We start from the raw sequence: 13,005 nt of genomic DNA, 5'->3' as shown, positions 1-13,005 counted from the left end.
CAATTTATTGATGGATACCTATAATGTATAAGCTAAAGGGATAGGATGTCTCTGTTGGCAAGAAAGTAACCTCGAAATCAACTCGAACGTTATTCTTCTGGGATTAAGCCAAAATTAGCGATACGCTATAGATGTTAGACACAATATGACTGATTTGTTGTGCCATAGACCAAACTGGTACTGTGCGGTGACAAGGATTGCAATTGGTAGCGAAAGTTATCAAGTCTTCAGGGAACCAAGTCCGTTCATTTGTGGCTACTGAGCATTACTAAAATATCCATCTATACTGGATGGAGGGCGAAGTAGTTAACTATTTGAATATATTGATCGGAGATAGAAATGAGCGATTTAAAAGCAGCAGCTCTACGTGCACTTAAACTTATGGACCTAACTACGCTAAATGACGACGATACTACTGAAAAAGTAGTGGCGCTTTGTCATGACGCGAAGACTGCAGTAGGCAACACCGCTGCAATCTGTATTTACCCTCGCTTTATCCCAGCAGCTAAGAAAGCGTTGCGTGAACAAGGTACTCCAGAAGTACGCATTGCGACTGTAACTAACTTCCCTCATGGTAATGACGACATCGAAATTGCTGTTGCAGAAACAAAAGCAGCGGTAGCGTACGGCGCAGACGAAGTTGACGTAGTATTCCCATACCGTGCTCTTATTGCTGGCAACGAAGAAGTTGGCTTTGAGCTAGTTAAACAGTGTAAAGCAGCTTGTGGTGACATCACGCTTAAAGTGATCATCGAAACAGGTGAACTGAAAGAAGAAGCACTAATCAAGAAAGCTTCTCAAATCTGTATCGAAGCAGGTGCAGACTTCATCAAAACTTCAACAGGTAAAGTGCCAGTAAACGCGACTCCAGAGTACGCGCGCATGATGCTTGAAGTTATCCGTGACATGGGCGTTGCTAAAACAGTTGGTTTCAAACCAGCTGGTGGCGTACGTACTGCTGAAGATGCAGCACTATACCTAGCAATGGCTGATGAGCTACTAGGCGCTGAGTGGGCAGACAACATGCACTACCGTTTTGGTGCTTCAAGCCTACTAACTAACCTTCTTAATACATTAGAAGTGACAGACCAGACTGCTGATCCAGCAGCATACTAATTTACTCGTCATATTTGACACCGCAGCGTTGTTGACTGCGTAAGTTCCTCCTAATCACATAGAGCCTCTATGCTCATAGGAATGAACTCACTGGTCGCCTAACTGCAACGCCAAATATTTAGAGTATTGAACATAATAAGTCTGTTTGATGGAGTGGCGTCAAGCCACTCCATATTACCTCTTTTCCCTACAAACCATACTCACTAGAGTTTGGGAGGCACTAATGTATCTACCTCAAGAAATTATTCGCAGAAAACGTGACGGTGAAGTCCTAACAGCTGAAGAAATTAACTTCTTCATTCAAGGTGTGGCTAAGAACACGGTTTCTGAAGGCCAAATTGCCGCATTCGCAATGGCTATCTTTTTTAATGAAATGACGATGCCAGAACGTATCGCACTAACGTGTGCAATGCGTGATTCAGGCATGGTGATTGACTGGAGCCACATGAACTTTGATGGCCCAATCGTTGATAAACACTCTACTGGTGGTGTTGGCGACGTTACTTCTCTGATGCTTGGCCCAATGGTGGCAGCATGTGGCGGTTTCGTTCCAATGATCTCTGGTCGTGGTTTAGGCCACACTGGCGGTACGCTAGACAAGCTGGAATCTATTCCGGGTTACAACATTACACCAACCAACGATGTGTTCGGTGAAGTAACGAAAGATGCTGGCGTGGCTATCATCGGTCAAACAGGCGATCTAGCGCCTGCTGACAAGCGTGTTTACGCAACTCGTGATATCACAGCAACAGTCGATAACATCTCGCTGATCACGGCTTCAATCCTATCTAAGAAACTGGCTGCGGGCCTTGATTCTCTAGTGATGGATGTAAAAGTAGGTTCAGGCGCATTCATGCCGACTTACGAAGCATCTGAAGAGCTAGCGAAATCTATCGTTGCAGTAGCAAACGGTGCGGGTACTAAAACAACAGCAATCCTAACGGACATGAACCAAGTGCTGGCTTCTTCAGCGGGTAACGCAGTAGAAGTTCGTGAAGCGGTTCAGTTCCTAACGGGTGAATACCGTAACCCTCGCTTGTTAGAGATCACTCTAGCATCGTGTGCTGAAATGCTGGTGCTCGGTAACCTAGCTAAAGACTCAGACGAAGCGCGCGAAAAACTGATGGCAGTACTGGATAACGGTAAAGCAGCAGAGTGCTTTGGTAAGATGGTAGCGGGTCTTGGTGGTCCAGCTGATTTCGTAACGAACTACGATAACTACCTAGAAAAAGCAGACATTATTAAGCCAGTGTACGCGCTAGAAAGCGGTGTGGTATCAGCAATGGATACTCGTGCAATTGGTATGGCTGTGGTTGGTATGGGCGGTGGTCGTCGCGTAGCAACTGACAGCATTGATTACGCCGTCGGTTTTGATCACTTCATTCGCCTAGGTGAAGTAGCAAGTGAAGATAAGCCATTAGCAATGATTCATGCTCGCAACGAACAACAGTGGCAAGAAGCTGCAACTGCATTACAAAATGCAATCACTGTGGGTGGAGAATATACAGCAACGCCAGACGTTTACCGTCAGATTCGTTCTGAAGACGTGTAAATAACCGTTATCGGTATGCCTCGCGTATACCGATAAACAGAGTTCTGGTGCAAAGAGCAATAAGTTGGTGAAGAAAATGAAAAGAGCATTTATTTTAGTTTTAGATTCATTCGGTATCGGTGAAACAGCGGATGCAGACAAATTTGGTGATGTAGGTTCTGACACTATGGGCCACATCGCAGATCATTGTGACCAAGGTCTTGCAGACAATGCAGATCGTAAAGGTTCACTGGCACTGCCAAACCTGTCTAAGCTAGGTCTAGCGATGGCTCACAAAGAGTCTACGGGTCGTTTTGCTCCTGGTATGGATGCAGACGCTGAGATCATTGGCGCTTACGGTCACGCTGCTGAGCTGTCTTCTGGTAAAGACACGCCATCAGGTCACTGGGAAATCGCAGGTGTTCCTGTACTGTTTGACTGGGGCTACTTCACCGACAAAGAGAACAGCTTCCCAAAAGAACTGACTGACCGCATCCTTGAGCGTGCAGGCCTGTCTGGTTTCTTGGGTAACTGCCACTCATCTGGTACGGAAATCCTAGATAACCTAGGTGAAGAGCACATGAAGACTGGTCTGCCAATCTTCTATACTTCTGCAGACTCTGTTTTCCAGATCGCTTGTCACGAAGAGACATTCGGCCTGCAAAACCTATTAGATCTTTGTCAGATTGCTCGTGAAGAGCTAGAAGATTACAACATTGGTCGTGTTATCGCTCGTCCGTTCATTGGCCCAGGTAAAGGTCAATTCGAACGTACTGGTAACCGTCGTGACCTTTCTGTTGAGCCACCTGCAGCTACCATTCTTCAGAAGTTGGTTGATGAGAAGGGCGGTAACGTTCACTCAATCGGTAAGATCTCTGATATCTACGCGGGTTGTGGCATCACTCAGAAAACCAAAGCAACAGGTATCCCTGCGCTATTTGAAGCAACCAAAGATGCGATCAATGAAGCGGGCGACAACACTATCGTGTTCACTAACTTCGTTGATTTTGACTCAGCTTACGGCCACCGCCGTGATGTTGCTGGTTACGCAGCGGCACTTGAGTACTTCGATGGTCGCATCAATCAAATCATCGATATGATGAAAGAAGACGATGTGCTTATCTTAACTGCTGACCACGGTTGTGATCCGACATGGCCAGGTACAGACCATACTCGTGAGCACATCCCTGTGATTGTTTACGGTCAGAAGGTTCCAGCCGGTTCTTTAGGCCGTCGCGATACATTTGCTGATATCGGTCAAAGCTTAGCGTCATACTTTGGTACATCGCCAATGGGACACGGTACAAGCTTTCTATAATAGTTAACGAAGAGAGAGGGAAACTTCTCTCTTCTTTTTTTGTTTTGAGATTAAGGATATTTTCAATGGCTACTCCACATATTAATGCTGAAATGGGTGATTTCGCTGACGTAGTTTTAATGCCAGGCGATCCGCTACGTGCTAAATACATCGCTGAAACCTTCTTAGAAGAAGTGGTTCAAGTGTGCGACGTTCGCAACATGTTTGGTTACACCGGTACTTACAAAGGTCGTAAGGTTTCGGTAATGGGACACGGTATGGGCATTCCATCTTGTTCTATTTACGCGACTGAGCTTATCAAAGACTTTGGTGTGAAGAAGATCATTCGTGTGGGCAGTTGTGGTGCAGTGAGCGAAGATATCAAAGTGCGTGATGTGGTGATCGGCATGGGCGCATGTACTGACTCTAAAGTGAACCGTATTCGCTTTAAAGATCATGACTTTGCGGCGATTGCGGATTACAAAATGGTGCGCGCGGCAGAAGATGCAGCCAAAGCTCTCGGTGTCGGCGTAAAAGTCGGTAACCTGTTCTCGGCTGAGCTGTTCTACACGCCAGATCCAGAGATGTTCGAAGTAATGGACAAATACGGCATTGTTGGCGTAGAGATGGAAGCGGCTGGCATCTATGGTGTATGTGCTGAATACGGCGCAAAAGCTCTAACGATCTGTACTGTTTCTGACCACATCAAGACTGGTGAGCAAACGACATCAGATGAACGTCAAACGACTTTCAACGACATGATGGTTATCGCACTAGACTCAGTGTTGCTTGGTGACCAAGAATAATCTTGATTTGTCTTAGCTTGATAAGTTAACAGATAACAAAAAGCCCCGTTGCTGCCTGAGCGTCGGGGCTTTTTATTGGATTGCTGTACTTATTCTGAGTCTAGTATTTATTGTCAGCCTAGTGTGTTTATGAGCTTACATTTTTCAATAGTAAGTTCTCACCAGACTTAGTTGGTCTTCTGCGAATCAGCATGATGAACAACACGCCACTCACAAACCCCATCAACACCATACCGATCATGTAGCGATCACTTTTGCGGTAGTGGTGATCAGAAATCGCCGTCATCTTACCGGTTTCAAAAGTCACTCGAATAAAGCCGATGATCGTTTTCTCTGGAGAATAAATAGGTTCAACTAACTGTTGTCTGCCGATACTTGCTGTTGAAAGTGGTGTATCTAAGCCAAGAACCTCACGTACCGAGAGGGCTTTTTCGCTCGAAGCCAGTCGAATACCCTCTGCATCATAGATGGTGGTATCGAACACCAGTCGGTCTTGAGATAGCTGGTTAGTCAGATCAAGCAATCGCTCTTGGTCTTGTTGCGTGATCATCTTGCTGGCTGAAAGTGATGCCTGAGAGATAAGCAGCTTGGTAAGAGTTTCCAATTGTTTTGCTTGGATCTTCTCGTTACCTTTACTGATCACGACCGTATTTTTAATCGTTACAACGAACATGGTAGCCAACAAAATGAGGGCTAGCATTCGTAAAGCGTTACGTATTGAGAACAATGATTCATTCATGTTTAACGAAGCCTGAAATAAACAAATGTTATGATTAAGACATATTGAGACTTGCGTTTTCAAATTGCAATAGGTTAACGTTTAGCATAGTTAATTAGGAATCATACACATGGACGATCAGAAATATCTGCCGATAAAAAGGCATACGACATTATTAACTCGACTCCCCGAGACTCGTTTCGCTTCTCAACTCGCTAAATCCAAGGCCAATTGGATTGTGTTTGGTGAGTACCTATCTCCACAATCTTTCGATGACATCGACTTTTTCACTGGCACTTACAACACCATCCTCGATACGTGGAAGGTTGGGCATTATGAAGTGGCTTTGATGTCAGGCAATCTAACGCCAGCACACGAAGAAATCCTCCAAGCGCTAAAGCTTGATTATGCTTGCCTTAGCGAGGTCCCAGACTTATCTAAGCCAGGTTTGATCGTGATGGATATGGATTCCACAGCGATTCAAATTGAATGCATTGATGAGATTGCCAAGCTAGCTGGAGTGGGAGAGTTAGTCTCTGAAATCACAGAACGAGCGATGCAAGGCGAGCTCGACTTTGAACAGAGCCTGCGCCAACGAGTAGGAGCACTGAAAGGTGCGGATGAGTCGATATTAGAGCAAGTGCGTCAGTCATTGCCATTCATGCCAGACTTGGTCGGGCTGGTGAATACTCTAAATAAGCTTGGCTGGAAAACAGCGATTGCATCAGGAGGTTTTACTTACTTCTCTGACTACCTGAAAGATACCCTTGATCTAGACCATGCTCAATCAAACACGCTTGAGATCGTCAACGGTAAGTTGACGGGTGAAGTCTTAGGCGATGTTGTTTCGGCGCAGACCAAAGCGGATATCTTGGTAGAGTTGGCTGAAGAGTACGAATTGGAACTACATAATACCGTTGCCGTTGGTGATGGTGCCAATGACTTGGTGATGATGGGCTCTGCAGGTTTAGGCATTGCCTACCACGCAAAACCAAAAGTAGAGCAGCAAGCTCAAACTGCTGTTCGTTACGCAGGTTTAGGCGGTGTGCTGTGTATCTTGTCGGGTGTATTGGCTAAGCAACAGAAGATCAGCTGGCAAGCGAAACCTTAGGGGCTATACCTAAGTGCTATTGGCTATGTATCTTATTTAGCAATAGTGGCTCAGACACAAAAAAAGCAGGCTATCAGCCTGCTTTTTCAATTTTCATGCTTAAGTTAATACGCCACTCGAGGCTAGCGTGTTAGCTCCAATCGAATCAGCACTTCATCGGTAATGTCCTCTATCTCGCCATAACCGATAAACGCCGTCACCTCATTCTCTAGCTTCTTAGCTTGATGCATACTGATGCGTGAAAGCTCTTCTAAATCCGACTGGAATAAACTCGTTAGCGGATTAAAGATAGGTGCCGTGGTGACTCGCAATACATACACATCACCTAAGTGCTGCGCTTTCTTGATGAATAAGATGCGTTCCTTTGCTGAGGCGAAGTCTTTGACCAACTTGGTGTGTACCGACTGGATTTTGTCGCCAAACTTCACTGCAGCAATGTACACGTCATGATGCTTAGGCTCCGCACCTTCAATTCTTTTTAGTGGCTCAGCCAACAGTGAGTTGGTGTGACCCTTGAAGATTGGCTCGAGTGAGAACTTTTGGTTGTGACCAAGTTTAGCAAGTAACGTTAGATGCTTATTCAGTGGGAAATTCACACCAATGATCTTACAGCGCAGCGTTGAACTTGGCTTATCAATGAATATTGGGTTACTGACCATCTTGCTCAACAAAATGTTGTGCAGTGATTCGAGTAGCGAATGTGTTGGCAGTATCTCTTGCTTCTTAATCAGCTTACTTTGGTTTTGATCGATAAGCCCATTAAGGAAAGCGATGGTACGCATTGTCTTGGCGTTCTCGGCAATAACCAACTGCACGTTGCGACCATTCGGACTCACTCGAATTACGTGGTAAGGCACTGTGCTCAGTGGCAGGTTCTTGTCATAGAGCTGCAGTTCATTGAAGCTCACTAATACCGGATCATTAATCTTGAGTACCATTGGGTGTTCAAGGCTAATGCTCAGTCCACGCTTCGAAATATCTAAGGTGTGTCCGTTCGCCGCTGCGCCATCTTGTGATGTAAGTTGCAACGGTGACTTAAATTGGTATCTCGGCTCTTTACGACGAGTCTGAGAGTCAAAGTAGATGCTTTGAATATTGCCGACGACAGTACGCGGGTGACGGAAGCGGTTCAATTCACTGCTTGGAATGCGTGGCTTTTCACTCAGAAGATAGTCCGCCGCACTTTCGTGATCGCCAATCTCTTGCAAGATTCCGCAATGCGTCAGTTGAGCTGAGCTTTGAGCCAGCGTATCCGAGTGTTTAGCTAATGCTTGTCGCTCAGTGTCTGAAAGTTCGAAAACCGAGAACTTGAACGCCTTCCAACTTTTACGTTTGCCACCGATGTGCCAGAACAGCTGTCTTTGTTCACGAGAGGCTTCAGGCAGCATCATTGAATAGAACAAGGTCTTGTTTTGGTGTTCATGGGTAAAAGAGTAGATAACGTTACTGGTTCCCTTCACTCCTGGTTTCGCCAACAGGTTCATACGTTGCTCGTTGAACAGGGTACCCAGCGCTTGTTGATTTCGTTCGTCGTGCCAATATTGCCATAATGGATGGTTGTTATCCGTCAGTAGGGCAAGCTTTAGTTCGCTGCCGCTGAAAAACAGGGGTAGGTTACAAGTATGCTTTAGATAGGTATGTTCGATTCCTCGAGTACGAGTTCGAATAATCCTATCTTGATTCTCATGGCTGGTTTTCTTACTGGTGCTATTTAAAGACTCATCGAGTAAGCGAGCCACAATATTGTTGTCGCTTACCTTGATGGTTCTTAGAAATTTGACCGCGTTGTTCTCATAAGATTCGTCGATACCCAAAACACGAAATTCAACCGCTTGGTTAACATCGTTTTCTTGGGACTTTTCGATAAGCTCTGAGAACTTAACGCTGATGATCTCGCCGAGGTTGTATCGAAAGGCGCTCGGTACTTTGAACTTTGCACCCGACGGGGAGATATCAACCGTTACACCATGTAGGCTTTGCCCTTTCGATGTGGTGATCTCGACCTGCGAGCTAATCTTGAGTCTGTTCTCTTGGCGTTTTAAGTCGTAACCTAGGTTAATAGCTTCCGCTTCGTACGGGCTATTGGCGCTAGTAATGTCGTGGTTACCTTGAGAAGATGTTTTAACAACGCTCAGAGGCTGAGTTCGCGGAGTCATTACTAACTCCCATGCGCCTTCTGTGTAACCTTTAAACTTTTTCGTACCACGTTGATATGCGTTTAAAGCGATATCATCGAGCCAGTGCTTACGGCCATCGAGAGTGAACTGACGACACTCATTATCAATACGCCCGCGTAAATCAATGCTCTTTGTACACGGAGCCATGATACGATTCAGTTCCATTTTAACGAGCAGCTTCAGAGACGGCGATTCCCCTTCTGTCATTTGAGAAAGAAGGAATTCGAAATCTTCGGCGTGGTAAGCCGGGATTAAACGTTCTGCTACAGATAGAATTTCAGATTGCTGCATACTTTTCTTGTTAGAATGGACGGTGCGTTTATGTTATCGACTAGTTTAAATCGATCTTTAAGTATAAGTGGTATGACTGCAACTTTTATTTTCATCCGTACGGTCAAATAAGTCACAAATTGACAACATCATTGTGTAATTGAGTAAATTATTGAGGTTTTATGGCGAAGGCAAAGCGAGCTTATGTGTGTAATGACTGTGGTGCCGATTTTCCACGTTGGCAGGGGCAGTGCAATGCATGTGGTGCTTGGAACACGATTACAGAAGTTAGGTTAGCCGCTTCACCTCAGGTCGCACGTAATGAACGATTGAGTGGTTATGCGGGCGGTGCAACTGAATCTTCGGTTCAAACGCTGTCAGAAATCGATCTGCAAGAAGTCCCACGTTTTAGCAGTGGCTTTAAAGAGCTAGACCGCGTACTTGGTGGTGGTGTTGTTCCTGGCGCTGCGATCCTGATTGGTGGTAACCCTGGGGCAGGTAAATCAACGCTGTTATTGCAGACCATGTGTCAGCTCTCTTCTCAATTACCGACACTTTATGTAACCGGAGAAGAATCCCTACAGCAGGTTGCAATGCGCGCTTCTAGACTTGGGTTGCCAAAAGAGCACCTAAAGATGCTCTCTGAGACCAACGTTGATAAGATCTGCCAGGTTGCTGAAAAAGAACAGCCAAAGATCATGGTCATCGACTCAATCCAAGTTATGCATGTAGCTGATGTTCAATCTTCACCGGGCAGTGTTGCCCAGGTTCGTGAGTCGGCAACGGCGTTAACGCGATACGCGAAGCAGAATAACGTTGCTGTGTTCTTAGTTGGACACGTAACTAAAGACGGCACCTTAGCAGGGCCAAAAGTACTTGAGCACATTATTGACTGTTCTGTTTTATTAGATGGCGGAACCGATAGCCGTTTTAGAACGCTACGCAGCCACAAAAACCGTTTTGGTGCAGTGAATGAACTGGGTGTGTTTGCGATGACAGGCCAAGGGCTAAAAGAAGTCAGCAACCCATCCGCTATCTTCTTGTCTCGTGGTGAAGAAGAAACCTCGGGCAGTTCTGTCATGGTGGTGTGGGAAGGGACGCGTCCACTTCTTGTCGAAATCCAAGCGCTGGTGGATTATTCACAGCTGGCTAACCCACGTCGCGTCGCTGTCGGCCTAGAGCAAAACAGGCTTTCTTTGTTATTAGCGGTGCTGCATAAACACGGCGGCTTACAAATGGCTGACCAAGATGTGTTTGTGAATGTCGTCGGTGGTGTTAAAGTAACCGAAACCAGTGCTGATCTTGCGTTGGTGATGGCTCTACTTTCTAGTTTCAGAGACCGCGCATTACCAAAAGATGTGGTGGTATTTGGAGAAGTAGGCCTAGCGGGTGAGATTCGACCTGTACCGAGCGGACAAGAGCGTTTAAATGAAGCATTTAAACACGGCTTTAAGAAAGCGATTGTACCGGCGGCTAACATGCCTAAAGGTGGCATTCCAGGAATGCAGATCCACGGTGTGAAAAAATTATCGGAAGCAATTAATGCTTTTGATGAGTTGTAATTGAACTCACTTCAGCTACTCTATACAGCAGCAATTCAGCCTAACCTTAACGCCGATTAGGCTTTAGGTTAGCACTATAATTAACAATCATTTAGATTGTTACTACTGAGTGCCTTTTTCTATATGTTAGAAAAAGGCAAAGTTTTTTAGTCCCAAATGCATGCAAAGCTATCAGTCTTCACAGATTGTGATATACTCTGCGCGCATTTTATATCCTATTAACAGAGTAAGACAATGGCAGATTTATCGAAATACAGAAACATTGGTATTTTCGCGCACGTTGATGCGGGTAAAACAACTACCACTGAGCGTATCCTTAAGCTAACTGGTCAAATCCACAAGACTGGTGAAGTACATGATGGCGAATCAACGACTGACTTCATGGAACAGGAAGCTGAGCGCGGTATTACTATCCAATCAGCAGCTGTAAGCTGTTTTTGGAACGATCACCGTCTAAACGTTATCGATACTCCTGGACACGTTGACTTCACAGTTGAAGTATACCGTTCTCTTAAAGTTCTTGATGGCGGTATCGGTGTATTCTGTGGTTCTGGTGGTGTTGAACCTCAATCAGAAACTAACTGGCGCTACGCTAACGAATCAGAAGTATCTCGTCTGATCTTCGTTAACAAACTAGACCGTATGGGTGCAGACTTCTACAACGTTGTTGACCAAGTTAAAAACGTTCTAGGTGCAACTCCTCTAGTAATGGTTCTACCAATCGGCCGTGAAGACGAGTTCGTTGGTGTTGTAGACCTACTAAGCCGTAAAGCATACGTTTGGGATGACACTGGTCTTCCTGAAAACTACGAAATCAAAGATGTTCCAGCGGACATGGTTGATGACGTTGAGCAATACCGTGAAGAGCTAATCGAAACTGCTGTAGAGCAAGACGATGACCTAATGGAAGCTTACATGGAAGGTGAAGAGCCTTCTATTGAAGACGTTAAGCGTTGTATCCGTAAAGGTACTCGTGATATCGCATTCTTCCCAACGTTCTGTGGTTCTGCGTTCAAGAACAAAGGTATGCAACTTATCCTTGATGCTGTAGTAGATTACCTACCAGCACCAACTGAAGTTGACCCTCAGCCTCTAATGGATGAGAACGGTGAAGAAACTGGCGAACACGCTATCGTTTCTACAGATGAGACTTTCAAAGCGCTTGCATTCAAAATCATGGATGACCGCTTCGGTGCTCTAACTTTCGTTCGTATTTACTCTGGTAAACTGAACAAAGGTGACACGATTCTTAACTCATTCACTGGCAAGACTGAACGTGTTGGCCGTATGGTTGAGATGCAAGCTGATGACCGTAACGAACTAACTAGCGCACAAGCTGGTGACATCATTGCGATCGTTGGTATGAAGAACGTGCAAACTGGTCACACTCTATGTGATCCTAAGCACCAAGTAACGCTTGAGCCAATGGTATTCCCAACTCCAGTAATCTCAATCGCTGTATCTCCAAAAGATAAAGGCGGTTCTGAGAAAATGGGTATCGCTATCGGTAAAATGGTTGCAGAAGATCCATCTTTCCAAGTTGAGACTGACGAAGAGACTGGCGAAACTATCCTGAAAGGTATGGGTGAACTTCACCTAGACATCAAGGTAGATATCCTTAAGCGTACATACGGCGTTGACCTAACTGTAGGTGCTCCTCAAGTTGCTTACCGTGAAACTATCACTCAAGCAATTGAAGATAGCTACACGCACAAGAAGCAATCTGGTGGTTCTGGTCAATTCGGTAAGATCGATTACCGTATCAAACCAGGCGAAGCAGGTTCTGGCTTCAAGTTCAACTCTGTAGTTGTGGGCGGTAACGTTCCTAAAGAATTCTGGCCTGCAGTTGAGAAAGGCTTCGCATCTATGATGGAAAACGGCGTACTAGCTGGCTTCCCAACTCTAGACGTTGAAGTTGAACTTTTCGATGGTGGTTTCCACGCAGTCGATTCATCTGCTATCGCATTTGAAATCGCAGCGAAAGGCGCATTCCGTCAATCTATGCCTAAAGCTGGCGCGCAACTTCTTGAGCCAATCATGAACGTTGACGTGTTCACTCCAGACGATCACGTTGGTGATGTTATCGGTGACCTTAACCGTCGTCGTGGCATGATCAAAGATCAACAAGCTGGCGTTACTGGTGTTCGTATTAAAGCTGACGTACCTCTTTCTGAGATGTTCGGCTACATCGGTCACCTACGTACTATCACTTCTGGTCGTGGCCAATTCTCTATGGAATTCGCACAATACGCACCATGTCCAACTAACGTTGCTGACGAAGTGATTGCAAAAGTTAAAGCAGAAAAAGAAGCTGGTAAGTAATTAGCCCTTTTCTCAATTAGCTAAAAAAGCCCCGCAAGTGAAAGCTTGCGGGGCTTTTTATTGCTTGTAACATACTGCGAGATGCGAGATGCGAG

General features: G+C 45.4%; 9 protein-coding genes. 7 read left to right on the top strand and 2 right to left on the bottom strand.

Annotated elements, in window-relative coordinates:
- Nucleotides 1-339 precede the first annotated feature (339 nt).
- The 4 genes from deoC (at nucleotide 340) to deoD (ending at nucleotide 4,750) form a co-directional block, all read left to right on the top strand.
- On the top strand, nucleotides 340-1,116 hold the full coding sequence (deoC, locus tag AB4161_RS09760) for a deoxyribose-phosphate aldolase (protein WP_010436196.1): 777 nt from the start codon (nucleotides 340-342) through the stop codon (nucleotides 1,114-1,116).
- A 223-nt stretch (nucleotides 1,117-1,339) separates the two neighbouring features.
- Nucleotides 1,340-2,668 (top strand): thymidine phosphorylase, encoded by a 1,329-nt coding sequence (gene deoA, locus AB4161_RS09755; RefSeq protein ID WP_048615578.1) that lies wholly within the window; start codon nucleotides 1,340-1,342, stop codon nucleotides 2,666-2,668.
- A 76-nt stretch (nucleotides 2,669-2,744) separates the two neighbouring features.
- Nucleotides 2,745-3,965 (top strand): phosphopentomutase, encoded by a 1,221-nt coding sequence (locus tag AB4161_RS09750; protein WP_372083274.1) that lies wholly within the window; start codon nucleotides 2,745-2,747, stop codon nucleotides 3,963-3,965.
- 65 nt (nucleotides 3,966-4,030) lie between these two features.
- The gene (gene deoD, locus AB4161_RS09745; protein WP_017063285.1) at nucleotides 4,031-4,750 is read left to right on the top strand and encodes a purine-nucleoside phosphorylase; all 720 of its coding nucleotides are present in this window, start codon (nucleotides 4,031-4,033) and stop codon (nucleotides 4,748-4,750) included.
- 127 nt (nucleotides 4,751-4,877) lie between these two features.
- On the opposite strand, the gene AB4161_RS09740 is transcribed toward deoD, so the two are convergent.
- Nucleotides 4,878-5,489 (bottom strand): YtjB family periplasmic protein, encoded by a 612-nt coding sequence (locus tag AB4161_RS09740; RefSeq protein ID WP_076655999.1) that lies wholly within the window; start codon nucleotides 5,487-5,489, stop codon nucleotides 4,878-4,880.
- A gap of 109 nt (nucleotides 5,490-5,598) precedes the next feature.
- On the opposite strand from AB4161_RS09740, the gene serB reads away from it, so the two are divergent.
- Nucleotides 5,599-6,579 (top strand): phosphoserine phosphatase, encoded by a 981-nt coding sequence (serB, locus tag AB4161_RS09735; RefSeq protein ID WP_371721146.1) that lies wholly within the window; start codon nucleotides 5,599-5,601, stop codon nucleotides 6,577-6,579.
- Between the two features lie 122 nt (nucleotides 6,580-6,701).
- On the opposite strand, the gene AB4161_RS09730 is transcribed toward serB, so the two are convergent.
- Nucleotides 6,702-9,047 (bottom strand): PilZ domain-containing protein, encoded by a 2,346-nt coding sequence (locus AB4161_RS09730; RefSeq protein WP_372083273.1) that lies wholly within the window; start codon nucleotides 9,045-9,047, stop codon nucleotides 6,702-6,704.
- A 161-nt stretch (nucleotides 9,048-9,208) separates the two neighbouring features.
- Between AB4161_RS09730 and radA the strand changes: the two genes are divergently transcribed.
- Both radA and fusA read left to right on the top strand, forming a co-directional pair.
- Entirely contained in the window at nucleotides 9,209-10,588 is a 1,380-nt protein-coding gene (radA, locus tag AB4161_RS09725; protein WP_017063288.1) for a DNA repair protein RadA, read from the top strand.
- A 234-nt stretch (nucleotides 10,589-10,822) separates the two neighbouring features.
- Nucleotides 10,823-12,910 (top strand): elongation factor G, encoded by a 2,088-nt coding sequence (fusA, locus tag AB4161_RS09720; RefSeq protein ID WP_017058825.1) that lies wholly within the window; start codon nucleotides 10,823-10,825, stop codon nucleotides 12,908-12,910.
- Nucleotides 12,911-13,005: the final 95 nt, after the last annotated feature.

The sequence above is a fragment of the Vibrio sp. 10N.286.51.E5 genome, assembly GCF_041469125.1.
GTDB lineage: Bacteria > Pseudomonadota > Gammaproteobacteria > Enterobacterales > Vibrionaceae > Vibrio > Vibrio crassostreae_C.
The sequence above is the reverse complement of the archived record's forward strand: the minus strand, read 5'-3'. Positions and strand labels throughout refer to the sequence as shown.

Excerpts from the sequence above, each read along its gene's own strand:
- deoC (WP_010436196.1), top strand. The coding sequence starts at position 340 with ATGAGCGATTTAAAAGCAGCAGCTCTACGTGCACTTAAACTTATGGAC.
- deoA (WP_048615578.1), top strand. The coding sequence starts at position 1,340 with ATGTATCTACCTCAAGAAATTATTCGCAGAAAACGTGACGGTGAAGTC.
- AB4161_RS09750 (WP_372083274.1), top strand. The coding sequence starts at position 2,745 with ATGAAAAGAGCATTTATTTTAGTTTTAGATTCATTCGGTATCGGTGAA.
- deoD (WP_017063285.1), top strand. The coding sequence starts at position 4,031 with ATGGCTACTCCACATATTAATGCTGAAATGGGTGATTTCGCTGACGTA.
- AB4161_RS09740 (WP_076655999.1), bottom strand. The coding sequence starts at position 5,489 with ATGAATGAATCATTGTTCTCAATACGTAACGCTTTACGAATGCTAGCC.
- serB (WP_371721146.1), top strand. The coding sequence starts at position 5,599 with ATGGACGATCAGAAATATCTGCCGATAAAAAGGCATACGACATTATTA.
- AB4161_RS09730 (WP_372083273.1), bottom strand. The coding sequence starts at position 9,047 with ATGCAGCAATCTGAAATTCTATCTGTAGCAGAACGTTTAATCCCGGCT.
- radA (WP_017063288.1), top strand. The coding sequence starts at position 9,209 with ATGGCGAAGGCAAAGCGAGCTTATGTGTGTAATGACTGTGGTGCCGAT.
- fusA (WP_017058825.1), top strand. The coding sequence starts at position 10,823 with ATGGCAGATTTATCGAAATACAGAAACATTGGTATTTTCGCGCACGTT.